The sequence below is a fragment of the Streptomyces sp. NPDC051921 genome (genome assembly GCF_040680975.1).
In the GTDB taxonomy this organism is placed as follows: domain Bacteria; phylum Actinomycetota; class Actinomycetes; order Streptomycetales; family Streptomycetaceae; genus Streptomyces.
In genome coordinates this window covers 146033-169773 of sequence record NZ_JBFAXU010000020.1, presented here as the reverse complement: position 1 = coordinate 169773, position 23741 = coordinate 146033, and the positions used below count along the sequence as shown (strand labels likewise).

Below are 23741 nucleotides of genomic sequence, written 5' to 3'. Positions count from 1 at the left end.
GACAACTCGTCGCCCCGTGGCGGGAATTGTGCGACCGCATGTCGGTTGTGGCCTACGTCACGCGCGAGGATGCTCTCGCGCCATGGCAGAGAACCCCATCCCGTCGGGCCGGCAGGCCCCCCAGGTCCACCGGCTCAAGGCGAACTCCGTCGGCCTCGTCGGCGTCGTCTTCATGGCGGTCGCCACCGCCGCCCCCATCACCGCGATGACCGGCAACCTCCCCATCGCCGTAGGCTTCGGCAACGGCACCGGGGCGCCCGCCGGCTATCTCTTCGCGACCGTCGTGCTGACCGTGTTCTCGGTCGGCTACGTCGCCATGGCGAAGCGGATCACCGCCGCCGGCGCCTTCTACGGCTACATCTCGCACGGCCTCGGCCGGATCGCCGGCATGGCCTCCGGCATGCTCGCCGTCCTCGCGTACATCGTCTTCGAGGCCTCGATCGTCGGCGTCTTCGCCTACTTCGCCAAGACCACCGTGGCCGACCAGCTCGGCGTGGACCTGCCGTGGATCGGGTACGCGGCGGTGATGCTCGCGGTCACCGCCGTCCTGTCGTACTTCGACATCAATCTCACCGCGAAGGCGCTCGGCGTGATGCTGGTGGCCGAGATCGCGGTGCTCTTCGCCGTCGCCACCGCCGTCCTGATCTCCGGCGGCGGCCCCGACGGCATCCCCGTCGAGCCGGTCAACCCGAAGAACGCCTTCACCGGCGCCTCCGCCGGACTCGGCCTCTTCTTCGCCTTCTGGTCGTGGGTCGGCTTCGAGTCGACCGCCATGTACGGGGAGGAGTCCCGCGACCCGAAGCGGGTCATCCCGCGCGCCACCCTGATCTCCGTCGTCGGCGTCGGCCTCTTCTACATCTACGTGTCCTGGATGACGATCGCCGGCAACGGGCTCGCCGGCTCGGTGAAGCTGTCCTCGTCCGCCAGCCCGCTCGACCTGTTCTTCGCGCCCACCGAGTCCTTCATCGGCGCCTGGGCCGTCGACGCCTTCCAGTGGCTGCTGCTCACCGGCTCGTTCGCCTGCGGCATGGCCTTCCACCAGTGCGCCTCCCGCTATCTGTACGCCATCGGCCGCGAGGGCTTCCTCCACCCGGCGCTCGGCCGCACCCACACCAGGCACGGCTCCCCGTACATCGCCTCCTTCGTGCAGAGCGTCATCGCCGTCGGCCTCGTCGCCGCCTTCTGGCTCACCGGCCAGGACCCGTACATCCACCTGTACACGCTGCTCGCGATCCTCGGCACGATGGCGATCCTCATCGTGCAGACGCTGTGCTCCTTCGCCGTCATCGGCTACTTCCGCAAGAACCACCCCGAGGACCGGCACTGGTTCACGACGCTGACCGCCCCGCTGCTCGGCGGCATCGGCATGATCGCCGTGGTCGTGCTGCTGATCATGAACATGGAGACCGCGGCCGGACTCGCCGCCGACTCCCTCTTCTTCAAGGCCATCCCGTGGATCGTCGGCCTCGTCTTCTTCGGCGGCCTCGGCCTCGGCCTCCACCTCAAGGCCCGGCGGCCCGAGCGCTACGAGATCATCGGCCGGATCGTCCTGGAGGACGCCACCGAGCGCGCCGACGAGAGCACGGAGCACGCCCCCGCCGCGGTACCGCAGAGCTGATCCCTCCCCGACGATCCCAGGAGCGCCCCATGGCACGCACCAACCCGATGCACCTCCTGAAGCGACTGGCCGCCGAGCACGCCGACGCCCGCCGGCTGAACCTCCCCGTCGGCGAACTCCGCGGCATGCGGAGCGACGCCCTCGGGCGCCGCGCCCTCCTCAAGTACGCCGCCGCGGCCGGCGTCGCCGTCGGCGCGGGCACCGCCGTGCCCGCGGCGGCGGCGGCCGCCGCCACCCCCGACCCGAAGGCCAAGGGCAGCGCCCGGGTCGCCGTCGTCGGCGCCGGCATCTCCGGTCTCACCGCCGCCCTCACCCTCCAGGACGCGGGTCTCAGCCCCGTCCTCTACGAGGCCAACCCCACCCGGGTCGGCGGCCGGATGTGGACCCAGCGCGACCACTGGGCGTACGGGCAGACCTCCGAGATCGGCGGCGAGCTCATCGACACCAGCCACAAGAAGATCCTCGAACTCTGCCGCCGCTTCGGCCTCGCCACCGAGGACTTCCTCGGCGGCGGGCCCAACGGCGCCGAGGAAGTCCTCTGGTTCGACGGCGGCTACTACCCGCGCGAACAGGCCGACGCGGACTTCAACGCCGTCTACCAGGCCCTCCACCGCGACCTGCTCGACGCGGGCGAGGTGAAGTGGAACAGGACCACGCCCACCGGCACCGCCCTCGACGACATGTCGCTGTACGAGTGGATCGAGAGCCGGGTCCCCGGCGGACACGCTTCCCGTCTCGGGCAGTTCCTCGACGTCGCCTACAACGTCGAGTACGGCGCCGACACCACCGAACAGTCCTCGCTCGCCCTCGTCCTGCTCATGGGCTACCAGACGAATCCCGGCAACTTCAACGTCTGGGGCCTGTCCAACGAGCGCTACCACGTCGTCGGCGGCAACGACCTGCTCCCGAACGCCGTCGCCGGCGCCCTCAAGCCCGGCACCCTGCGCATGGGCTGGTCGCTCGACGCCGTACGGGCCAACGCCGACGGCACCCAGACGCTCACCTTCACCGAGGCCGGCGCCACCCGCACCGTCACCGCCGACCACACGATCCTGTGCGTGCCGCTGCCGATCCTCCAGCGGCTCGACCTCTCCCGGGCCGGGTTCGACCCCTTGATGACCGGTCTGCTGCGGGACGCGCGGATGGGCCACTGCACCAAGCTCAACATGCAGTTCGCCACCCGCCCGTGGCGCGGCACCGGGCCCTGGCCCGGGGTCTCCGCAGGCGACTGCTTCACCGACTCGGAGGTGCAGCAGACCTGGGACACCACCAAGGTCCAGGGCGGCACGGGCGGCATCCTCCTCCAGTACGGCGGCGGCACCCTGGCCAAGTCCCTCACCCCGGCGGGGCCGTTCTCCACCGAGTCCGACCCGTACGTGCGCGGCCTGGTCACCCGGTACCTCGCGGGCATCGACGCGTTCTTCCCCGGTACCTCCAGGGCGTACACGGGCCGCGCCCAGCTCTCGGCGTGGCACCGGAACCCGTACTCCCTCGGCGCGTACTCCTGTTGGCCGGTCGGCTACCTGCACCGCTACGCCGGCTACGAGGGCACCGCCCAGGGCAACGTCCACATCGGCGGCGAGCACTGCTCCTACGACTTCCAGGGCTTCATGGAGGGCGGCGCCACCGAGGGCGAGCGGGCCGCGAAGGAGGTGGTCGCCGCCCTCGGCTGACGCCGACGGGCCCTCAGGGGGCCGGGGCGATGTTGTGGTTGAAGCGGAAGACGTTGTCGGGGTCGTAGGCGGCCTTCACCGCGGCGAGCCGCCGGTGGTTCTCCTCGCCGAAGGAGGAGACCACCCGCTGGTCGCCCTCGGCGCCGACGAAGTTCAGGTACGTCGCGTCGAGCGCCCACGGCTCCACATCGGCCCGTACGTCCCGGACCCACTGCCGCGCCCGGTCGTCGAGCGCCGGGTCCTCCCAGGTCGCGAACGGGTGCACCGCCCACGGGGCGGTCCGCCACGGCTGCGGGTACTGGGACGGCCCGGCCGCCACCGCCCCGCCCATCATGAACAGGACCTGCTGGATGGCCGCGGGCATCGGCATCTTCGCGGCCCGCTCGCAGAAGAGGTCCACGGCCTCGTCCGGGAAGGCGGTCAGGTACTCGGCCGACCAGTAGTTCCGCAGCCCCGGCGGGTCGTCCAGCATGCACTGCAGGTCCACGTACGGGATGTCCGTGACGATCTCGATCACGGGCTTCAGCGCGAACAGCGGCGCCGCCATCTCCCGCAGCTCCTCGACCGGTCCGGCGTACGTGAACAGCGTCCCGCTGACCAGCTTGCCGACCAGGTCCTCGGGAACGAACGGCTCCGGCGGCGCCGGCAGGTAGATCGCGCCGCCGCCCACCTCGTCGGGGGCGACCGCGGCGAGGTCCCGGAACGTGCGCACGACCTCCGGGGCGTTGTCCGGCAGGAAGAACAGCATCGCGACGCTCATCCGGGGCAGCTCGTGCAGCCGCAGCGTCAGCGAGGTGGCCACCCCGAAGTTGCCGCCGCCACCGTGCAGCGCCCAGAAGAGCTCCGGGTTCTCCTCCGCGTCCGTGTGGACGTGCTTCCCCTCGGCGGTGATCAGGTCGGCGGCCAGCAGGTTGTCGCTGGCGAGACCGAACTTGCGCTCCAACCAGCCCGATCCGCCGCCGAGCGTGAAGCCGCCGACGCCGGTGGTGGACACCCGTCCGCCCGTGGTCGCCACGTGGAACGGCTGGCAGGCGTGGTCCAGGTGCCCCATCGTCGCCCCGCCCTCGACCCGTACGATCATGTTCTCCGGGTCGACGACGACGGCGTGCATCCGGCGCAGGTCGACGACCAGGCCACCGTCGACGACGGAGGTCCCGGCGACGCTGTGCCCGCCGCCGCGCACCGCGACGGGCAGCCCCGCCTCACGCCCGAACAGGATCGCGTTGGAGACGTCGGCCTGGCTCGCGCACTGGGCGATCACCGCGGGGCGCCGGTCGATCATGCCGTTGTGGATCGTCCGGGCCTCGTCGTACCCCGGATCACCGGGCAGGTACACCTCACCGGCCAGATCCTCGCGGAGGCCGGCCAGTGCTCTGTCCGGAAGGGTGGTCGGGGGAGCCATGGCGCGCCCCCCTTTCTCTTTTCGGCTCGGTTCGCCTGTGGGCGCCTCGTGCCTGCGCCGATGGTCGACCGTGCTCGGTCCCACGTCCCTCGGGACCTGCGCGCGCTCTCCCTCTCGGCACCCGTGGCGCCCTCGGGCTCACTCGCCTGCGGGGGGACAGGACACCTTCATCGTAGGTCCGGGCCCTGCCCCTCGCGTGTCGGCCGGGTCAGCCCCCGTACGCGCCGGAGGCGGTCAGCCGCAGTGCCGTGTCGATCAGCGGAACGTGGCTGAAGGCCTGCGGGAAGTTGCCCACCTGCCGTTGCAGCCGCGGGTCCCATTCCTCGGCCAGCAGCCCCAGGTCGTTGCGGAGCGACAGCAGCTTCTCGAAGAGCTTGCGTGCCTCGTCGACCCGGCCGATCATCGCCAGGTCGTCGGCGAGCCAGAACGAGCAGGCCAGGAACGCGCCCTCGTCGCCCTCCAGGCCGTCCACGCCCGCCTCCTCGCCGGCGGTCGGATAGCGCAGCACGAAGCCGTCCTCCGTGGACAGCTCCCGCTGGATCGCCTCGATCGTGCCGATCACCCGCTTGTCGTCCGGCGGCAGGAAGCCCATCTGCGGGATCAGCAGCAGCGAGGCGTCCAGCTCCTGGGAGCCGTACGACTGCGTGAAGGTGTTGCGCTCCTTGTCGTAGCCCTTCTCGCAGACGTCCCGGTGGATGTCGTCGCGCAGCTCGCGCCAGCGCTCCAGGGGGCCGTCGGCGTCGCCGGACTCGATCAGCTTGATGGTGCGGTCCACCGCCACCCAGGCCATCACCTTGGAGTGGGTGAAGTGGCGGCGCGGTCCGCGCACCTCCCAGATGCCCTCGTCGGGCTGGTCCCAGTTCTTCTCCAGGTAGTTGATCAGCTTGATCTGGAGCAGCGAGGCGTAGTCGTTGCGGGACAGACCCGTCATGTGGGCCAGGTGCAGGGCCTCGGTGACCTCGCCGTACACGTCGAGCTGGAGCTGGTTGGCGGCGCCGTTGCCGACCCGGACGGGCCCGGAGTTCTCGTAGCCGGGCAGCCAGTCAAGCTCCGCCTCGCCGAGCTCCCGCTCGCCGGCGATGCCGTACATGATCTGCAGGTTCTCCGGGTCGCCGGCGACCGCGCGCAGCAGCCAGTCCCGCCAGGCGCGGGCCTCCTCGCGGTAGCCGGTGCGCAGCATCGAGGAGAGGGTGATCGCCGCGTCCCGCAGCCAGGTGTAGCGGTAGTCCCAGTTCCGCACGCCGCCGATCTCCTCCGGCAGGGAGGTGGTCGGCGCGGCCACGATCCCGCCGGTCGGCGCGTAGGTCAGCGCCTTGAGGGTGATCAGGGAGCGGACCACGGCCTCCCGGTAGGGGCCGTGGTACGTGCAGTGCTCGACCCACTCGCGCCAGAAGTCCGCGGTCGCCTCCAGGGAGCCCGCCGGGTCCGGCAGCGGCGGCGGCTCCTTGTGGGAGGGCTGCCAGGAGAGCGTGAAGGTGATCGTGTCGCCGGGAGTGACGGTGAACTCGGAGTACGTGGTGAGGTCCTTGCCGTGGGTCTCGGCGTCCGTGTCCAGCCACACGGAGTCGGGCCCGGCGACGGCCACCGTGCGATCGCCGACCTTGTGCACCCAGGGCACCACCCGGCCGTAGCTGAACCGCATCCGCAGGCTGGAGCGCATCGGCACCCGGCCGCTGACGCCCTCGACGACCCGGATCAGCTGCGGGGCGCCGTCACGAGGGGGCATGAAATCGGTCACCCGGACGGTGCCGCGCGGGGTGTCCCACTCGGATTCCAGGATCAGCGAGTCGCCCCGGTACCGGCGCCGGTCGGCCAGGGGCGCGGGCGCGCCCTCGGGCCCGGCGGGACCGACCCGCCAGAAGCCGTGTTCCTCGGTGCCGAGCAGTCCCGCGAAGACGGCGTGCGAATCGAAGCGGGGCAGGCAGAGCCAGTCGACGCTGCCGTCCCGGCAGACCAGGGCAGCGGTCTGCATGTCTCCGATGAGTGCGTAATCCTCGATGCGCCCGGCCACGTGCTTCACTCCAGATCGAACGGCCACGTCCGCCCCGCGGGGCGACTCCTACTGGTCAGCGGTCAAGGGATCGTTGACGAGCCTCTTGGTACCGGATGACGGGCGGGGGTGGTGCCGTGCCGGTCCGGCTCGGCAGCGCGTGTCCGAGCAGGATACGACGCGCCCTGGGCCGGGCAGAGCCGATCTTGTCAGGCTGCTGGTCCGATCGGGTGAACAGGTCTTGACCTCCGCCACGATCCCTCCCGTACCCCGCCCATGGTGCCGGAGGCGCCCGCTCCGGTCACGTCGTGTCGCGCACCGTGTGCACCCGACTGCCCCGTGTGGCCGGAAGCGGTCTCCCGATGTCGCTGATACCCTGGTACCCCGTGGACCGGTGGGAAACGGCGACAGCCGAGGACCCCGAAACCGCAGCGACGGCACCCCCCGATTCTTCCGGAGGGCACGCCGGTACGCACCTTCAGAACGCGACCACGGGAGCCCCCTCTTGGCGATGCCGCCCAACACCACGACGACCAAGCACATCTTCGTCACCGGGGGTGTCGCGTCCTCCCTCGGCAAGGGCCTGACCGCCTCCAGCCTGGGTGCGCTCCTCAAGGCCCGGGGCCTGCGGGTCACGATGCAGAAGCTCGACCCGTATCTGAACGTCGACCCCGGCACCATGAACCCGTTCCAGCACGGCGAGGTGTTCGTCACCAACGACGGCGCCGAGACCGACCTGGACATCGGCCACTACGAGCGCTTCCTCGACGTCGACCTCGACGGCTCGGCCAACGTCACCACCGGCCAGGTCTACTCGCAGGTCATCGCCAAGGAGCGGCGCGGCGAGTACCTCGGTGACACCGTGCAGGTCATCCCGCACATCACCAACGAGATCAAGTCCCGCATCCGCCGCATGGCCACCGACGACGTCGACGTCGTCATCACCGAGGTCGGCGGCACGGTCGGCGACATCGAGTCGCTGCCGTTCCTGGAGACCGTGCGTCAGGTCCGCCACGAGGTCGGCCGCGACAACGTCTTCGTCGTGCACATCTCGCTGCTGCCCTACATCGGCCCCTCCGGCGAGCTGAAGACCAAGCCGACCCAGCACTCGGTCGCCGCCCTGCGCAACATCGGCATCCAGCCCGACGCGATCGTGCTGCGCGCCGACCGCGAGGTCCCGACCGCCATCAAGCGCAAGATCTCGCTGATGTGCGACGTCGACGAGGCCGCGGTCGTCGCCGCCATCGACGCCAAGTCGATCTACGACATCCCGAAGGTCCTGCACTCCGAGGGCCTCGACGCCTACGTCGTCCGCAAGCTCGACCTGCCGTTCCGCGACGTGGACTGGACCGTCTGGGAGGACCTCCTGGACCGCGTCCACAACCCGGAGCACGAGGTCACCGTCGCGCTCGTCGGCAAGTACATCGACCTGCCCGACGCCTACCTCTCGGTCACCGAGGCCATGCGGGCCGGCGGCTTCGCCAACCGCGCCCGGGTCAAGGTCAAGTGGGTCACCTCCGACGACTGCAAGACCCCGGCCGACGCCGAGAAGCAGCTCGGCGACTGCGACGCCATCCTCATCCCCGGCGGCTTCGGCGACCGCGGCGTGTCCGGCAAGGTCGGCGCGATCCAGTACGCCCGCGAGAACAAGGTGCCGCTGCTCGGCATCTGCCTCGGCCTGCAGTGCATCGTGATCGAGGCGGCCCGGAACCTGGCCGACATCCCCGAGGCCAACTCCACCGAGTTCGACCCGGCCACCGCGCACCCCGTCGTCTCGACGATGGAGGAGCAGCTGGCCTACGTCGAGGGCGCCGGCGACCTGGGCGGAACGATGCGCCTCGGCCTCTACCCGGCGAAGCTCGCCGAGGGCTCGGTCGTGCGCGAGGTCTACGCCGACGAGCCCTACGTCGAGGAGCGCCACCGTCACCGCTACGAGGTGAACAACGCGTACCGCGCGGAGCTGGAGAAGAAGGCCGGTCTGGTCTTCTCCGGCACCTCCCCGGACAACAAGCTCGTCGAGTTCGTCGAGTACCCGCGTGAGGTCCACCCCTACCTGGTCGCCACCCAGGCGCACCCGGAGCTGAAGTCCCGCCCGACCCGCCCGCACCCGCTGTTCGCGGGCCTGGTGAAGGCGGCCGTCGAGCGCAAGACGGGCAAGCCCGCCAACTGATCGCCTGGCGTTAACGTTGCCGGGGTACGGGTTCCCTTCCGGGGGCGCGTACCCCGGCTTTCGTATGCGGTCATCGTGGGAGGACAGCTCATGCAGGTGCAGGACACCCCGGAGGAGTGGCGGGTCGTCGCCACCACCACCCCCTTCAAGGGCGCCAAGACGAGTGTCCGCACGGACGACGTGGAGATGCCGGACGGCTCGGTCGTCCGCCGTGACTACCAGGTCCACCCCGGCTCGGTCGCGGTCGTCGCCCTCGACGACCAGGACCGCGTCGTGCTGCTCAAGCAGTACCGGCACCCCGTGCGGCACAAGCTGTGGGAGATCCCGGCCGGCCTGCTCGACGTACCCGGCGAGAACCCGCTGCACGCCGCCCAGCGCGAGCTGTACGAGGAGGCGCACGTCAAGGCCGAGGACTGGCGGGTGCTCGCCGACGTGTACACCACCCCCGGCGGCTGCGACGAGGCGGTACGGATCTTCCTGGCGCGCGACCTGTCCGAGGCGGAGGGCGAGCGCTACCAGGTCTCCGACGAGGAGGCCGACATGGAACTGGCCCGGGTGCCGCTGGCCGAACTCGTCCGGGGCGTGCTCGCCGGCGAGCTGCACAACACCTGCCTGGTCACCGGCGTGCTCTCGCTGACGGCCGCCCGGACGGGCGACGGCCTGGACGCGCTGCGCCCGGCGGACGCGCCGTGGCCGGCCCGGCCCTACCAGGCGTAGGCACCCCGGCGAGGGGGAGGCGCGTGCGGCCGTACGGGTGAGGCGCCTCGTACTGATCGGCGCATGCGGCCGTACGGGGCGGGGCCCGCGGTCGTACGGGGCGGGACCTATGGCCGTACCGGCTGGACCCGCGGTCGTACGGACCGGAAGCGCGCGGTCGTACGGGGCGGGGCCCGCGGTCGTACGGACCGGAGGCGCGCGGCCGGAGGGGCACGGGTGACCGGCGCGAAGCCCGGCCGCTCACGGACCGGAGGCGCGGGCGAAGCGTGGGGAGCCTCCCCGCGGGCGGGGGCCGCGTGCTGTCGGACCGGACGGAGGGGCGGGCGCCCCCGCCGGTGGCGGGGCGCATCGGCCGGGGGAGTGCGCCGGTCAGACAATCCAGTGATCCGATCGGGGGATTTGTCCGCCGTGCTCCGCCCGGTCGGCGGGTCCCGCTGAACTACGCTCGTGATCGCCCCGCGGAGCCCCCCGCGGGATCGTCGTGCGCAGGTGGACGGGAGCGTGGCCCGTGACGGATCAGGCGGTGGCAGCGGGCGGCGCCTCGCAGTTCTACGGCCGCCAGCGGGAGCTGAAAGCGCTCCGCGCGGACATCGAACGCACCGGCCTCGACACCCTGACCGGCCGCAAGGCGCCCCGCGCCCGGGTCCTGCTCGTCGCCGGCAAGCCCGGCTCCGGCCGGACCGCGCTCGCCGAGGAGCTGGTGGCCTCGCTCGCGGACCGCTACCCCGGCGGGGTGTTCCGGGCCCGGCTCGCCGAACCCGGGGGCGAACCCGTCCCCACCGCTCGGGCCGCCCAGGAGCTGCTCGCCGCGCTCGGCGTCGCCGAGCCGCCCGGGGCCGCCGAGGACGAGCTCACCGCCCTGGTCCGCGGGGCCTTCGCGGACCGCAGGGCACTGCTGCTCCTCGACGACGCCGCCGACGCCGAGCAGGTCGAGCCGCTGCTCCCGGACAACCCCGACGCCCTGGTCGTCGGTGTGGCCCGCGGTCCGCTCACCGGCATCACGGACGTCCGGCCCTGCACCGTCGGCGGCCTCGACCCCAAGTCGGCCATCGAACTGCTCACCTCCTTCACCGGCTCCGTCCGCGTCACGGTCGACCCGCAGGCCGCCGAGAGCCTGGCCGAGGAGTGCGGCGGACTGCCCGGCGCGCTCGTGCTCGCCGGCGGCTGGCTCGCCGCCCGCCCGAAGGCCTCGGTCGCCGACCTCACCAAGCGGCTGCGCGGCCTCACCGGCGACCCGGTCACCCGCGCCTTCACCCTCGTCCACTCGTCCCTGCCGCAGCCGGCCGCCCGGATACTGCGACACCTGTGCCTGGCGCCGCTCGGCCGGGCCGACGCGCACACCGCCTCCGCGCTGGCCGGCTGCTCGGTCTCCGCGGCCGCGACCACCCTCGCCGACTTCGCCGCGCTCGGCCTCGCCCGGGAGATCCCCGGCGGGGACGGACAGTACGAGGTGCCCGGACACCTCGTGCCGCTGCTGCGGGCCGAGCTGGAGGAGCAGGACCGCACGGCCGAGGTGCAACTCGCCCGGGCCCGGATGCTGGAGCGGACGGTGCGGCTCCTGCAGTCCAGCCGCGCCGTCACCGAACCCGAGGGCTCCCCGGCCCGCCGCAAGCTCGCCGGGCTGCCGCGCGCCCTGCGCTTCCCGAACGCGGCCACCGCAGCCGCCTGGCTGGAGAGCCGGCGGCCCGTGCTGCTGGCCGCGGCCCGGCTCGCCGTCGCCGACGGCGAGCTCGACACCCTGGCCCGGCGGCTGGTCGCGGCCCTGGTCCGGGCGCTCGCCGCGCACCGGGGTGCCGAGGCCGCCGCCCCCGACCTCTACGGGCTGCACCAGCTCGTCCTGGACGTCGCCGAGCGTCGCGGGCTGCACCGGGAGCGGGCCGCGGCCCTGCTGAACCTGGCCGACCTGGACGCCCGGACCGGCCGCTCCCAGGACGCTCTGCTGCGATATCGGTCGGCTTTGGAGGCCGGAAGGGCAGCAAATGACCCGTACGCGACGGGTCGAGCAATGGAATCCGTAGGTGGGACCTATCAGGAGCTGGGGGACTGGCAGCGGGCCGGCGACTGGTACGGGCGGGCCCTCGCGCAACGCCTCGCGCGCGACGAGCGCGCCGACCAGGCCCGGCTCTACGGCCGGCTCGGCGCGGTGCACACCTATGCCGGGCGTTACGGGGAGGCCCTGCGGAACTGGCGCGCCGCCGCCGCGGGCTACCGGCGGCTGGCCGATCTCCCGGGCTACGCACGGGCGTTGAGCGAGGCGGCCCGGGTCCAGGAGTACGCGGGCCGCCCCGACGAGGCCTTCCGGACCTGCGAGGAGGCGGTCGAGTGGGCGCGCCGCGCGGGCGACGTACGACTCCAGGCGGCGCTGCAGCTCAGGCTGGCCGACACCCTCGACCGGCTCGGCGACCCGGCGGCTGCCCGGCTGCACCGGTCCGCTGCGGAGAGACTGCTGGGAACCGACGCCTCCGCCTACGAAATCCGCAGTGCTTCTGCTGAAGATTAATACTTTGAAAGGCTAGACAGGGGGAACTCCTTCATTAGACTGGGTGCGCCGCGTTCGATCGCGGTCTGTCCCGGTGTGCCGCAGCGCATCCTGGTATGTATGGCTATGTCGGCCTCTCCGCCGGCGTGGCCGCCCGCGCAGCACTCCGCAGTACCCGCAGTTCCTCCCCCGTTTATCCCCTGATTCAAGGACCGTGATCGACGATGAAGGTCGGCATCCCCCGCGAGGTCAAGAACAACGAGTTCCGCGTGGCCATCACCCCCGCCGGTGTCCACGAGCTCGTCCGCAACGGCCACCAGGTCTTCATCGAGCAGAACGCCGGTGTCGGATCCTCGATCACGGACGAGGAGTACGTCTCCGCCGGTGCCGAGATCCTGGCCACCGCCGACGAGGTCTGGGCCACCGCCGACCTGCTGCTCAAGGTCAAGGAGCCCATCGCGGAGGAGTACCACCGCCTCCGCAAGGACCAGACCCTCTTCACCTACCTGCACCTCGCCGCCTCCAAGGAGTGCACGGACGCCCTCCTGGAGTCCGGCACCACCGCCATCGCGTACGAGACGGTCGAGACCGCGAACCGCGCGCTCCCGCTGCTCGCCCCGATGTCCGAGGTCGCGGGCCGCCTGGCCCCGCAGGTCGGCGCCTACCACCTGATGCGCTCGGCCGGCGGCCGTGGCGTGCTCCCCGGCGGCGTCCCCGGCACCCACGCCGGCGAGTGCGTCGTCATCGGCGGCGGTGTCTCCGGCTGGAACGCCGTGCAGATCGCCATCGGCCTGGGCTTCCACGTGACCCTGCTGGACCGGGACATCAACAAGCTCCGCGAGGCCGACAAGATCTTCGGCACGAAGGTCAAGACGATCGTCTCCAACGCCTTCGAGCTGGAGAAGGCCGTCATCGAGGCCGACCTCGTCGTCGGTGCCGTCCTCATCCCGGGCGCCAAGGCCCCGAAGCTGGTCACCAACGAGCTCGTCGCCAAGATGAAGCCCGGAAGTGTCCTTGTCGACATTGCCATCGACCAGGGCGGCTGCTTCGAGGACTCCCACCCGACCACCCACGCCGAGCCGACCTTCCAGGTCCACAACTCGGTCTTCTACTGCGTCGCCAACATGCCGGGTGCGGTCCCGAACACCTCCACCTACGCCCTCACCAACGCCACGCTGCCCTACATCGTGTCGCTGGCGAACAACGGCTGGGTCGAGGCGCTGCGCCGCGACGCCGCGCTCGCCAAGGGCCTCAACACCCATGACGGCAAGGTGGTTTACAAGGAGGTCGCCGAGGCGCACGGCTACGAGCACCTCGAGCTGAGCACCCTGCTGGGCTGACCCCCGTAGGCGGCGGTGTCAACCCCCGTCGTCAACCTCACGCATCGGGCCGGACCTTGTCGAGCAAGGTCCGGCCCGATGTGTGTCCGGCCACGTTCCGACGCCCGGTCAACTCGCCTCGAACGTAACTCTTTAACCGTTTCGCGCAGCCCTGAAACGTGCGGTTCCCTGCCTGCGCACCCTTGACAGAGGGGTGTTCGGTTGCCGACACATCGGGCCGGGTCCGGCGGATTGTGTTGCTGCGGAGCGGTGACACGCCATAGAGTCGCCAACCGTCGGCATGGTGCCACGCTGACCTATCGATAAATGTTCCTGGTCACATCCAAGGAGGTAAGACGACTTGTGAATGAGTCGACATTTACTCCCGGGGGTGCGGAGCCAGGAGCCCCGATCGGCTCCGTCGCGGTGCGGACCTTCGCGACGCACCAGCCCATGACGCCAGCCCATACGATGAAGATGACGGACGGCCTACACGTGAACGCCACGGCCGGCAACGAGATGGGCCGAGAGTCCACCCACTTCGCCGCCTATGACGAGGTGCCCGAGGGGCACTTCTACGACCCTGACGCCGAGTACGAGCCCGACCCGGAGTACGCGGCCACCCTCGCACCCGACGCTGCCCGCCAGCGCCGCGAGCGGATCGGCCCCACCGGGCGGCCCCTGCCGTACTTCCCGATCCCGGGCCCGCTGACCGACCACGGCCCCGCGAAGATCATCGCGATGTGCAACCAGAAGGGCGGCGTCGGCAAGACCACGTCGACCATCAACCTGGGTGCCGCGCTCGCGGAGTACGGACGACGGGTCCTGCTCGTCGACTTCGACCCGCAGGGCGCCCTGTCGGTCGGCCTCGGCGTGAACCCGATGGAGCTCGACCTCACCGTCTACAACCTGCTCATGGAGCGGGGCATGTCGGCGGACGAGGTGCTGCTCAAGACCGCGGTCCCCAACATGGACCTGCTGCCCAGCAACATCGACCTGTCGGCGGCCGAGGTCCAGCTGGTCTCCGAGGTCGCGCGCGAGTCCACGCTGCAGCGCGCGCTGAAGCCGCTGATGAACGACTACGACTACATCGTGATCGACTGTCAGCCCTCGCTGGGCCTGCTGACCGTGAACGCCCTGACGGCCGCTCACAAGGTCATCGTGCCGCTGGAATGCGAGTTCTTCGCGCTCCGTGGTGTCGCGCTGCTCACCGAGACGATCGAGAAGGTCCAGGAGCGGCTCAACCCCGACCTGGAGCTCGACGGCATCCTCGCCACGATGTACGACTCGCGCACGGTGCACTCGCGCGAGGTGCTCGCGCGCGTCGTCGAGGCCTTCGACGACCACGTGTACCACACGGTCATCGGGCGCACGGTCCGCTTCCCGGAGACCACGGTCGCCGGCGAGCCCATCACCACCTACGCGTCCAACTCCGTGGGCGCCGCCGCCTACCGTCAGCTCGCCAGGGAGGTGCTCGCCCGGTGTCACGCCGAGTGAGTCTTCCCGGCGCCGACGAACTGTTCCGTACGACCGGGGGGATGGCGCTCCAGGCGTCCTCACCGCGCCGGACCGTGCCGGCGCCGGCGGGCGAGAGCGACTCCGCGGCAGCGGCGGGGACGGGGGCCGAAGGCCCGGGCTCCGCGGAGCACGCCGCGGCGGACTCGGAGGCGGCGGAGCCCCGGGCCCGCGCGACCGAGCCGGAGGCTCCCGCGAAGGCCCCCGCTCCCGCCGCGCCCGCCGGCCAGGCGCGGCGGCGGGGCGGCCGCACCACCAACCGGCGCCCGAGCGGGCGCGAGCGGCACGACGAGAAGATCACGGTCTACGTCTCCGCCGAGGAGCTGATGGACCTGGAGCACGCGCGCCTGGTGCTGCGCGGCGAGCACGGCCTCGCGGTCGACCGCGGCCGGATCGTCCGCGAGGCGGTCGCGGTGGTCCTGGCGGACCTGGAGTCCCGCGGCGACGCGAGCATCCTCGTGCGCCGCCTGCGCGGCCGCTGAGGGTAGCCTGCGGCTCTGCCGCGCCCCCGCTCCACCAGGACCCCGATGTCTCCACCCCCTGACGAAACGTCCCGCCCACGCCGCCGCCTCCTGGGCCGCGGCCCGGGGGCGTCCCCGTCCGCCGCTCCGGCGCCCTCCGCGCCCGCCGCCGAGCCGGAGCCGGCTGCGGCGGGCCACGCGGGCCCGTCAGTGGCCGCGAGCTCCCCGGAGCGGCGTACGGAGGCGCCTGAGCAGCCGGCGGAGGTCCTGGGGCGAGCCCCGGCGGTCGACGTCCCCGGGACCGAGGCGGAGCCCGAGCTGCTCCCCCAGACCACCCCCGGGGCCCCTGCCGAGGCGGCTCCCGCAGCCGAAGCCGAGGACAAGGCCGAAGCCGAGGACAAGGCCGAAGCCGAGGACAAGGCCGAAGCCGAAGCCGAGGCCGGAGCCGAAGCCGGAGCCGAAGCCGAGGACAAGGCCGGAGCCGATGCCGAGGCCGCAGCGGAAGTCGAGGCCGAAGCCGGACGCCGAGCCTCAGCCGGACCCGCCGTGGTCAGGGCTCCCGCGGTCCAGGCTCCCGGCGTCGACGACCCCGTGCCGCCCGCGCCCGAGGCGGGCGACGGGCGGTTCACCGTGCGGCTCGCGAACTTCGAGGGGCCGTTCGACCTCCTGCTGCAGTTGATCGCCAAGCACAGGCTGGACGTCACCGAGGTCGCGCTGTCGAAGGTCACCGACGAGTTCATGGCGCACATCCGCGCCATGGGGCCCGACTGGGACCTCGATCAGACGACCGAGTTCCTGGTGGTCGCCGCGACGCTGCTCGACCTCAAGGCGGCCCGGCTGCTGCCGGCCGCCGAGGTGGAGGACGAGGCGGACCTGGCGCTCCTGGAGGCGCGGGACCTGCTGTTCGCGCGGCTGCTGCAGTACCGCGCGTACAAGCAGATCGCCGACATCTTCGCCGAGCGGTGGGAGGCCGAGGGGCGGCGCCACCCGCGCACCGTCGGCCTCGAACCGCACCACGCCGAGCTGCTGCCCGAGGTCGTCATCTCGATCGGCGCCGAGGGCTTCGCCAGACTCGCCGTCAAGGCCATGCAGCCCAGGGCCGAGCCGCAGGTGTACGTCGACCACATCCACGCCCCGCTCGTGAGCGTCCGCGAGCAGGCCGGGATCGTGATCGCCCTGCTGCGCCGGCGCGGCACGCTCAGCTTCCGCGAGCTCGTCGAGGGCACCGACGACACCCTCACCGTCGTCGCCCGCTTCCTCGCGCTCCTGGAGCTCTACCGCGAGAAGGCGGTCGCCCTCGACCAGGAGACCGCCCTAGGCGACCTCACCGTGTCCTGGACCGGCGGGGAGGCGGACCTCTCCGGTGCCGTGACCGACGAATTCGACCAGGGAGACCGAGAAGGCCAGGGAGACCAAGAAGGCCAGGAAGGCCAAGAAGGCCAAGAAGGCCAGGAAGGCCAGGAAGGCCAAGAAGACCAGGAAGGCCAAGAAGGCCAAGAAGGCCAGGAAGATCCGGAAGCCACGGAAGACCAGGAGGCCGCCCCGTGAGCGATCTCAAGCCCGCGCTCGAAGCCGTCCTCATGGTCGTCGACGAGCCCGCCACCGAGGCCCACCTGGCCAAGGTGCTCGACAGCAGCCCGCGCGAGGTCGGCGACGCCCTGCGCGAGCTCGCCGACGAGTACACCGTGCAGGGCCGCGGCTTCGAGCTGCGCCGGGTCGCCGGCGGCTGGCGGTTCTACACCCGCGCCGCGTACGCCTCCGCCGTCGAGGCCTTCGTCCTGGACGGCCAGCAGGCCCGGCTCACCCAGGCGGCCCTGGAGACGCTCGCGGTCGTCGCGTACCGCCAGCCGGTGAGCCGGTCCCGGGTCTCCGCCGTCCGCGGGGTGAACTGCGACGGCGTCATGCGCACCCTCCTCCAGCGGGGTCTGGTGGAGGAGGCGGGCGCGGAACCCGAAACAGGTGCGATCCTGTACAGGACGACGAACTACTTCCTGGAGCGGATGGGCCTGCGCGGCCTGGACGAACTCCCCGAGCTCGCCCCCTTCCTCCCCGAGGCCGAGGCGGTCGAGCCGGACAGCCTGGAAGGAGTTCCGTCGTTCGACCCCGACGCAGAAGATCACGCAGACGAGACGACGGAAGTTTGATGCGAAGCAGCAGCGGCAGGAACAGCGGAAACAACGGCGGGAGCCGTGGTGCCAAGAGCGGCGGCCGCGGCAACTACCGGGGCGCGGGCAACAACCGCGACGAGCGGGGCGGCCAGGGCGGCCAGAGCGCCGGCCGTCCGCGCCGCCCCCGCCCGGAGGACCGCAGCTACGACGTCGACGGCATGGCCGGCCGTCCGTCCGACGGCCCGAAGCGCGGTCGCGGCGACGCGGCCCGCGGCGGCGCCAAGGGCGGCCCCAAGCAGTCCCCGAAGCGCGGCGGCGGCCGCACCGCTCCCTCGCGTTCCCGCGAGTACGACGCCCGCGCGGAGGAGCGCAACCGCGAGCGGTACGCGAACAAGCCGGAGATCAAGACCCCCAAGACCTTCCCGGGCGCCGAGCAGGAGGGTGAGCGCCTGCAGAAGGTGCTGGCGCGCGCAGGCTACGGTTCCCGCCGCGCCTGCGAGGAGCTGATCGAGCAGGCCCGCGTGGAGGTCAACGGCGAGATCGTCCTCGAGCAGGGCCTCCGCGTGGACGCGAAGGACGAGATCAAGGTCGACGGCCTGACCGTGGCGACCCAGTCGTACCAGTTCTTCGCGCTGAACAAGCCCGCCGGTGTCGTCTCCACCATGGAGGACCCCGACGGCCGCCAGTGCCTCGGCGACTACGTCACCAACCGCGAGACCCGGCTCTTCCACGTCGGCCGGCTCGACACCGAGACCGAGGGCATCATCCTGCTCACCAATCACGGCGAGCTGGCCCACCGTCTCACCCACCCGAAGTACGGCGTGAAGAAGACCTACCTGGCCGCCGTCACCGGCCCGCTGCCCCGTGAGGTCGGCAAGCGGCTCAAGGACGGCATCCAGCTGGAGGACGGCTACGCGCGCGCCGACCACTTCCGGGTCGTCGAGCAGACCGGCAAGAACTACCTGGTCGAGGTCGTGCTCCACGAGGGCCGCAAGCACATCGTGCGCCGCATGCTCGCCGAGGCGGGCTTCCCGGTGGAGAAGCTGGTCCGCACGGCCTTCGGCCCGATCACCCTGGGCGACCAGAAGTCGGGCTGGCTGCGCCGCCTGAGCAACACCGAGGTCGGCATGCTGATGAAGGAAGTCGGCCTGTAGTCCTTTCCGGCCCCGAAGGCCCGTGATCGCCACACCCGGCGGTCACGGGCCTTTTTCGTACTTGTGGTCGACCCGCGCCGCCATTTATAGTCAGGATGACTCTTAAGGATTCAAGGAGGCGGGCATGAGTCTCGCGAACGTCCTGGAACCACTGCAGCGGCCGCTCTTCACCCTGCTCGACACCCCGGTCAGCTGGACCGAGGTGCTGGGCTTCGGCAGCGGGGCGCTCTGCGTCTGGCTCGTCGCCCGCCAGCACGTCGCGAACTGGCCCATCGGCATCGCCAACAACCTCTTCTTCGTCCTGCTCTTCACCCAGAGCGGGCTCTACGCCGACGCCGGCCTCCAGTTCGTCTTCATCGCCCTCGCCGCCTACGGCTGGTGGACCTGGACCCACGGGGGTGGACCAGGCTCCGACGCCCTCCCGGTGCGGCGCACCAGCCGCACCGAGTGGACCTGGCTGCTGGCGGCGGGGGCGGTGGGGACCCTCGCCCTCACCCTGCTCCTCGACCGTGCCACGGACTCGACCGTCCCCTTCTGGGACGCCCTGACCACCGCCCTCTCCCTGATGGCCACCTACGGGCAGTGCCGCAAGCGCCTGGAGTCCTGGTGGCTCTGGATCGCCGCCGACGTGGTCTACGTGCCCCTGTACGCGTACAAGGAGCTCTACCTGACCTCCCTGCTGTACATCGGCTTCATGACGCTGTGCGCGGTCGGGCTGCGGGACTGGCGCCGTGACCTGGCCGGCTCCCTCCGCCTCCGGGAGGCCGGCGCATGAGCCGCTACGGCCACGGCCTGGTCCTCGGCAAGTTCTATCCGCCGCACGCCGGCCACCACCACCTCGTCCGCACCGCGCGCGAGCGGTGCGAACGCCTGACCGTGCTCGTCTGCGCCTCCTCCGTGGAGTCCGTCCCGCTCGCCGACCGCGTCGCCTGGATGCGGGAGATCCACCCCGACGCGCTCGTCGTCGGTGCCGTCGACGACGTCCCCGTCGACCTCCACGACCCCGATGTCTGGGACGCCCACATGAAGATCTTCCGGGCCGCCGTGCCCGAGCCCGTCGACGCCGTCTTCACGTCGGAGCCGTACGGGGAGGAACTCGGCCGCCGCTTCGGCGCCGCGTCCGTGTGCGTCGACCCCGACCGGCTGCGCCACCCCGTCTCCGGGACCGCCGTCCGCGCCGACCCCGTCGCCTGCTGGGAGCACCTGGAGGCGCCTGTGCGGGCCGCGCTCACCCGGCGGGTCGTCGTCCTCGGCGCCGAGTCCACGGGGACGACCACCATGGCGCTCGCACTCGCCGACCACTACCGGCGGCGCGGCGGCGTCTGGGCCCGCACCCGCTGCGTGCCCGAGTACGGGCGCGAGTACAGCGAGCTCAAGCTCGCCGAGCTCCGCGCCGAGCGGCCCGGCGCCGGCTGGTCCGACGTGAGCTTCCACTCCGCCGACTTCCCCGTCATCGCCCTGCGCCAGGCCGAGCTGGAGGAGCAGGCCGCCCGCGACGGCGCGCCGGTCCTCTTCTGCGACACGGACGCCTTCGCCACCACCATCTGGCACGAGCGCTACATGGGCACCGCCAGCCCCGGCACCGGCGAGATCGCCGCGCGCGGCCGACAGCACCTCTGGCTGCTCACCGACCACCGGGGCGTCCCCTTCGAGGACGACGGACTGCGCGACGGGGAGCACCTGCGGCCCTGGATGACCGCGCGGTTCCTCACCCAGCTCGCCCACACCGGCCGCAGGACCGTCGTCCTCACCGGCCCGCACGAGGAGCGCCTCGCGACGGCCGTCGCCGCCGTCGACGCGCTGCTCGCCGAGGGCTGGCAGTTCACCGACCCCCTCCCGGAACGCAGATGACCACCGCACTGCCCGACCCGTCGGGCTACGACAAGCACGCCTTCGAGCCCTTCGCCCTCACCGCCGACCTCGCCGTCCTCACCGTCCGCGAGGGAAGCCTGCACGTCCTGCTCGTGGAGCGCGGGCAGGAGCCCTACGCGGGTGCCTGGGCCCTGCCCGGTGGATTCGTCCTGCCCGACGAGTCCGCCGAGCAGGCCGCGCGCCGCGAACTCGCCGAGGAGACCGGCCTGTCGGACACCACCGCCGCCCGGCTCCACCTGGAACAGCTGCGCACCTACAGCGACCCGGGCCGCGACCCCCGGATGCGGGTCGTCTCCGTCGCCTTCACGGCGCTCGTCCCCGACCTGCCCGAGCCGCGCGGCGGCGGCGACGCGGCCCAGGCCCGCTGGCTGCCGTACGAGGACGTCCGCGACCTCGCCTTCGACCACGACCTGATCCTCGCCGACGCCCGCGAACGCGTCGGCGCCAAGCTCGAGTACACCTGTCTCGCCACCGCCTTCTGCCCGCCCGAGTTCACCCTCGGCGAGCTGCGGCAGGTCTACGAGACGGTCTGGGGCGTCACGCTCGACCGCCCCAACTTCCGGCGCAAGGTCCTCGCCACCCCCGGCTTCGTCCGGCCGGTCGAGGCACCGCCGCGCCGCACCGGCGGCCGCGGGAAACCGGCCGCTCTCTACCGGGCGGGCGAGGCGACCGCCCTGCACCCGCCGCTGCTGCGACCGGAAGGACGGACGGAATGACGACACGGGGGACGAAGAAGGCGGCCGCGACGGGCTCCCTGCTCGGGCTGGCGCTGGGCGACGCGCTGGGCTTCCCCACCGAGTTCAACGACGTGCCGCAGATCCTCGCGAAGTGCGGGCCGTGGCGCGCCATGGAGCTGCCGACCAGCCGGGGCACGGCGTACGTCACCGACGACACCCAGATGGCCCTGGCCTTCGCGCGGGGCATCCGCACCGCCATGGGCCGGGGCGTGCTCGCCCCGCTGCGGCTGGCCCGGCCCGTACGGTCGGAGTACGTCGACTGGTACCACTCGCCGGAGAACAACCGGGCTCCCGGCCGCACCTGCTTGGTGGCCTGCCGGCTCCTCGACAGCGACCGCCTGTGGCAGGACGCCAGCCAGATCCACTCCAAGGGCTGCGGCGCCAACATGCGTGTCGCCCCCATCGGCCTCGTACCCGGCCTCACGGACGAGCAGCGGTCCGGCGCCGCCCAGCTCCAGTCCGCCCTGACCCATGGCCACCCCACCGCCCTCGCGGCCTCCGACCTGACGGCACACGCCGTGCACCTGCTCGCCCAGGGCGCGGACCCCACCGGCCTGGTCGGCCGGCTCCGCTCGTACGCCCTGGACCACCGCTCCCGCTACGACGAGCGCTGGCTCGGCGACCTGTGGACCCGCTCCCAGGACCCCGACGCCGCGCACTTCATCCGGCGCGGCTGGGACGAGTGCCTGGCGGTCCTGGAGCGTCTGGACGCCGTCCAGCGCACCGCCGACCCGGAGCGCGACCCCTGCGAGTACACCGGCGACGGCTGGATCGCCGAGGAGGCCCTGGCCACCGCCCTCCTCAGCTTCCTGCTGTTCCCCGACGAGCCCCTGACGGCCCTCCGCCGGGCCGCCTGCACGCGCGGCGACTCCGACTCCATCGCCGCCCTCGCCGGCGCCTTCGCCGGGGCCCACCTGGGCGCGGAAGCCTGGCCGAAGGAGTGGACCGACCGCATCGAGCACCGCGACGAACTGCTCGCCTTCGGCGCGCTCTGGGACGCGTGAACCATGCCACACCGCACCGAACCCTCCGGCCTCCCCGGCCTCCCCGGCCTCACCGGGCTCCCCGGCCTCACCGGGCTCGACCTCTCGGCCGTCGTCGCCGAGGAGCCCGATCCGCTCCTCTTCGCGACCGTCTCCGGCGCCCACCTCTACGGCTTCCCCTCCCGTGACTCGGACGTGGACCTCCGGGGCGTTCACCTGCTGCCCGTCGAGGAGCTCGTCGGGCTGCGTGACCCCGAGGAGACCCGAACCCGGATGTGGGACCGGGACGGGGTCGAGATGGACCTGGTGACGCACGACCTGCGGAAGTTCGTCCGGCTCATGCTCCGGCGCAACGGCTACGTCCTCGAACAGCTGACCTCGCCGCTGGTCGCCCACACCACCGCCGCGCACGCCGAGCTGCGCGCGCTCGTGCCCGGCGTGGTCACCTCGCACCACGCCCACCACTACCGCGGCTTCGCGGGCACCCAGTGGCGCCTGTACGAGACCAGCGGCGAGCTCAAGCCGCTGCTCTACACCTACCGGGCGCTGCTGACCGGCATCCACCTCATGCGGTCCGGCGAGGTCCAGGCCCATCTGCCCACGCTCGCGGCCGAGGTGCCCGAGGCGCCGGCCCGGCTGCCCGAACTCGTCGCGGCCAAGGAGGCCGCCGAGCACGGGGCGGCGGAGGCGGCTCCGGAGGCCGTACGGGAGGAGGTGGAGCGCTTGCACGAGGTCCTGGACCTGGCGCAGGCCGCTTCCCGGCTAGCCGGCGAGCCCGGCGCTCTCCACGCGCTGCACGATCTCGTCGTGCGGGTCCGACTCCAGCAGGCGCAGCACTGAGGCGCGGCGGGCGCGGACGAGGAAGTCCTCGACGCGGGCGTGGTCCGGGGCCTCGGGGAGGGGAGCGGTGGTGTGGGCGAGGTCGGCCTCGTCCTGGAGGCGGTTCATCCAGGACTCGACCTCCGGCCAGGACACCTCGCCGCGCTTGACCGCGAGCAGGCGGTCGCGCTCCTCGCCGACGTCGATGCGGAGCTCGCCGCTGCGCAGCAGGTCGCGGCAGCTGGTCAGCAGACGCAGCAGGTGCATCGCGTGCTTCCAGCGCGGGGCGCCGTACTGGCGCACGTCCGCGTCCAGCTTGCGGCGCTGGCCGCCCGCGTAGCGGACGAAGGTGCTGTGGGCCTGGCGGGACAGGAAGGCCCCGCGCAGGGACAGCAGCTCGCGGCCCAGGGCGTCGGCGTGCTCGACCACGGGGGAGTGGAGGCACTCCAGGACGTTCGGGTTGTTGCGCAGGGCGAGCTCGCAGAAGCGTTCCAGCTCCCAGCTGAACTGCTCGTCGGCCGGGCCCTCCACATGGGCCGGCGGCTTGTCGAAGCGCCAGAACAGCGGGGTGGGGGCGAGGTAGACGCCCCGGCGGTCGGTGTCGCTGCCCTCGGTCGCCAGACCGAACGCGCGCGACCCCATGACACAGGAGTAGATCGTGTGGTCGCGCACCAGTTCCTCAGGAGTCATGCGCGACAGGCTAGGGGGTGTCGCGAAGGTCCCG

19 protein-coding genes are annotated in these 23741 nt (G+C 72.1%); 16 read left to right on the top strand and 3 right to left on the bottom strand.

Annotated features, from left to right (window positions below):
* Positions 1 to 82: 82 nt before the first annotated feature.
* Together AB0M16_RS25675 and AB0M16_RS25670 are read left to right on the top strand one after the other, a co-directional pair.
* Positions 83 to 1618 carry an APC family permease gene (locus AB0M16_RS25675; RefSeq protein ID WP_365346763.1) on the top strand — a complete coding sequence of 512 codons (1536 nt, stop codon included), beginning with the start codon at positions 83 to 85 and terminating at the stop codon, positions 1616 to 1618.
* Positions 1619 to 1647: 29 nt separating this feature from the next.
* Positions 1648 to 3291, top strand: coding sequence for an NAD(P)/FAD-dependent oxidoreductase (locus AB0M16_RS25670; protein ID WP_365346761.1), 1644 nt, complete (start codon positions 1648 to 1650; stop codon positions 3289 to 3291).
* A gap of 13 nt (positions 3292 to 3304) precedes the next feature.
* Here the strand turns inward: AB0M16_RS25670 and AB0M16_RS25665 are convergent, their stop codons facing one another.
* Together AB0M16_RS25665 and AB0M16_RS25660 are read right to left on the bottom strand one after the other, a co-directional pair.
* Positions 3305 to 4693, bottom strand: coding sequence for an FAD-binding oxidoreductase (locus tag AB0M16_RS25665; RefSeq protein ID WP_365346759.1), 1389 nt, complete (start codon positions 4691 to 4693; stop codon positions 3305 to 3307).
* 208 nt (positions 4694 to 4901) lie between these two features.
* The gene (locus AB0M16_RS25660; protein ID WP_365346757.1) at positions 4902 to 6704 is read right to left on the bottom strand and encodes a glycoside hydrolase family 15 protein; all 1803 of its coding nucleotides are present in this window, start codon (positions 6702 to 6704) and stop codon (positions 4902 to 4904) included.
* A 490-nt stretch (positions 6705 to 7194) separates the two neighbouring features.
* Between AB0M16_RS25660 and AB0M16_RS25655 the strand changes: the two genes are divergently transcribed.
* The 14 genes from AB0M16_RS25655 to AB0M16_RS25590 all read left to right on the top strand — a co-directional run bounded on the left by AB0M16_RS25655 (position 7195) and on the right by AB0M16_RS25590 (position 23038).
* Positions 7195 to 8853, top strand: a complete 1659-nt coding sequence (locus AB0M16_RS25655; RefSeq protein WP_365346755.1) for a CTP synthase — start codon at positions 7195 to 7197, stop codon at positions 8851 to 8853.
* A gap of 90 nt (positions 8854 to 8943) precedes the next feature.
* Positions 8944 to 9570, top strand: a complete 627-nt coding sequence (locus tag AB0M16_RS25650; protein WP_365346753.1) for an NUDIX hydrolase — start codon at positions 8944 to 8946, stop codon at positions 9568 to 9570.
* A gap of 508 nt (positions 9571 to 10078) precedes the next feature.
* A complete protein-coding gene (locus tag AB0M16_RS25645) occupies positions 10079 to 12070 on the top strand; it encodes a tetratricopeptide repeat protein (protein ID WP_365346751.1) in 1992 nt (663 codons plus the stop codon).
* 203 nt (positions 12071 to 12273) lie between these two features.
* Positions 12274 to 13389 carry an alanine dehydrogenase gene (ald, locus tag AB0M16_RS25640; protein WP_365346749.1) on the top strand — a complete coding sequence of 372 codons (1116 nt, stop codon included), beginning with the start codon at positions 12274 to 12276 and terminating at the stop codon, positions 13387 to 13389.
* Between the two features lie 450 nt (positions 13390 to 13839).
* Positions 13840 to 14865: a ParA family protein gene (locus AB0M16_RS25635; RefSeq protein ID WP_365346797.1), complete on the top strand. Its 1026-nt coding sequence runs from the start codon at positions 13840 to 13842 to the stop codon at positions 14863 to 14865.
* Positions 14850 to 15365, top strand: coding sequence for a hypothetical protein (locus tag AB0M16_RS25630; protein WP_365346747.1), 516 nt, complete (start codon positions 14850 to 14852; stop codon positions 15363 to 15365). The genes AB0M16_RS25635 and AB0M16_RS25630 overlap by 16 nt, the downstream gene beginning before the upstream one ends.
* Positions 15366 to 15410: 45 nt before the next feature.
* Complete coding sequence (locus AB0M16_RS25625) at positions 15411 to 16892, top strand: ScpA family protein (RefSeq protein WP_365346745.1); 1482 nt, start codon at positions 15411 to 15413, stop codon at positions 16890 to 16892.
* A 32-nt stretch (positions 16893 to 16924) separates the two neighbouring features.
* Entirely contained in the window at positions 16925 to 17488 is a 564-nt protein-coding gene (gene scpB / locus AB0M16_RS25620; RefSeq protein ID WP_365346795.1) for an SMC-Scp complex subunit ScpB, read from the top strand.
* Positions 17488 to 18606 (top strand): pseudouridine synthase, encoded by a 1119-nt coding sequence (locus AB0M16_RS25615; RefSeq protein WP_365346743.1) that lies wholly within the window; start codon positions 17488 to 17490, stop codon positions 18604 to 18606. The genes scpB and AB0M16_RS25615 overlap by 1 nt, the downstream gene beginning before the upstream one ends.
* Positions 18607 to 18730: 124 nt before the next feature.
* Positions 18731 to 19381, top strand: a complete 651-nt coding sequence (gene pnuC / locus AB0M16_RS25610) for a nicotinamide riboside transporter PnuC (RefSeq protein ID WP_365346741.1) — start codon at positions 18731 to 18733, stop codon at positions 19379 to 19381.
* On the top strand, positions 19378 to 20457 hold the full coding sequence (locus AB0M16_RS25605; protein ID WP_365346739.1) for an AAA family ATPase: 1080 nt from the start codon (positions 19378 to 19380) through the stop codon (positions 20455 to 20457). Before pnuC ends, AB0M16_RS25605 begins: the two co-directional genes overlap by 4 nt.
* Entirely contained in the window at positions 20454 to 21194 is a 741-nt protein-coding gene (locus AB0M16_RS25600) for an NUDIX domain-containing protein (protein WP_365346737.1), read from the top strand. The genes AB0M16_RS25605 and AB0M16_RS25600 overlap by 4 nt, the downstream gene beginning before the upstream one ends.
* On the top strand, positions 21191 to 22219 hold the full coding sequence (locus tag AB0M16_RS25595; RefSeq protein ID WP_365346735.1) for an ADP-ribosylglycohydrolase family protein: 1029 nt from the start codon (positions 21191 to 21193) through the stop codon (positions 22217 to 22219). Before AB0M16_RS25600 ends, AB0M16_RS25595 begins: the two co-directional genes overlap by 4 nt.
* A gap of 3 nt (positions 22220 to 22222) precedes the next feature.
* Complete coding sequence (locus AB0M16_RS25590) at positions 22223 to 23038, top strand: nucleotidyltransferase domain-containing protein (protein ID WP_365346733.1); 816 nt, start codon at positions 22223 to 22225, stop codon at positions 23036 to 23038.
* Here AB0M16_RS25590 and AB0M16_RS25585 read toward each other — a convergent pair.
* Positions 22961 to 23707, bottom strand: coding sequence for a nucleotidyltransferase domain-containing protein (locus tag AB0M16_RS25585; protein WP_365346731.1), 747 nt, complete (start codon positions 23705 to 23707; stop codon positions 22961 to 22963). The two genes, AB0M16_RS25590 and AB0M16_RS25585, sit on opposite strands and share 78 nt — an antisense overlap.
* Positions 23708 to 23741: the final 34 nt, after the last annotated feature.

Coding starts and splice junctions, on each gene's coding strand:
- AB0M16_RS25675 (WP_365346763.1), top strand. CDS start 83: ATGGCAGAGAACCCCATCCCGTCGGGCCGGCAGGCCCCCCAGGTCCAC.
- AB0M16_RS25670 (WP_365346761.1), top strand. CDS start 1,648: ATGGCACGCACCAACCCGATGCACCTCCTGAAGCGACTGGCCGCCGAG.
- AB0M16_RS25665 (WP_365346759.1), bottom strand. CDS start 4,693: ATGGCTCCCCCGACCACCCTTCCGGACAGAGCACTGGCCGGCCTCCGC.
- AB0M16_RS25655 (WP_365346755.1), top strand. CDS start 7,195: ATGCCGCCCAACACCACGACGACCAAGCACATCTTCGTCACCGGGGGT.
- AB0M16_RS25650 (WP_365346753.1), top strand. CDS start 8,944: ATGCAGGTGCAGGACACCCCGGAGGAGTGGCGGGTCGTCGCCACCACC.
- ald (WP_365346749.1), top strand. CDS start 12,274: ATGAAGGTCGGCATCCCCCGCGAGGTCAAGAACAACGAGTTCCGCGTG.
- AB0M16_RS25635 (WP_365346797.1), top strand. CDS start 13,840: ATGAAGATGACGGACGGCCTACACGTGAACGCCACGGCCGGCAACGAG.
- AB0M16_RS25625 (WP_365346745.1), top strand. CDS start 15,411: ATGTCTCCACCCCCTGACGAAACGTCCCGCCCACGCCGCCGCCTCCTG.
- scpB (WP_365346795.1), top strand. CDS start 16,925: ATGGTCGTCGACGAGCCCGCCACCGAGGCCCACCTGGCCAAGGTGCTC.
- AB0M16_RS25615 (WP_365346743.1), top strand. CDS start 17,488: ATGCGAAGCAGCAGCGGCAGGAACAGCGGAAACAACGGCGGGAGCCGT.
- pnuC (WP_365346741.1), top strand. CDS start 18,731: ATGAGTCTCGCGAACGTCCTGGAACCACTGCAGCGGCCGCTCTTCACC.
- AB0M16_RS25605 (WP_365346739.1), top strand. CDS start 19,378: ATGAGCCGCTACGGCCACGGCCTGGTCCTCGGCAAGTTCTATCCGCCG.
- AB0M16_RS25600 (WP_365346737.1), top strand. CDS start 20,454: ATGACCACCGCACTGCCCGACCCGTCGGGCTACGACAAGCACGCCTTC.
- AB0M16_RS25595 (WP_365346735.1), top strand. CDS start 21,191: ATGACGACACGGGGGACGAAGAAGGCGGCCGCGACGGGCTCCCTGCTC.
- AB0M16_RS25590 (WP_365346733.1), top strand. CDS start 22,223: ATGCCACACCGCACCGAACCCTCCGGCCTCCCCGGCCTCCCCGGCCTC.
- AB0M16_RS25585 (WP_365346731.1), bottom strand. CDS start 23,707: ATGACTCCTGAGGAACTGGTGCGCGACCACACGATCTACTCCTGTGTC.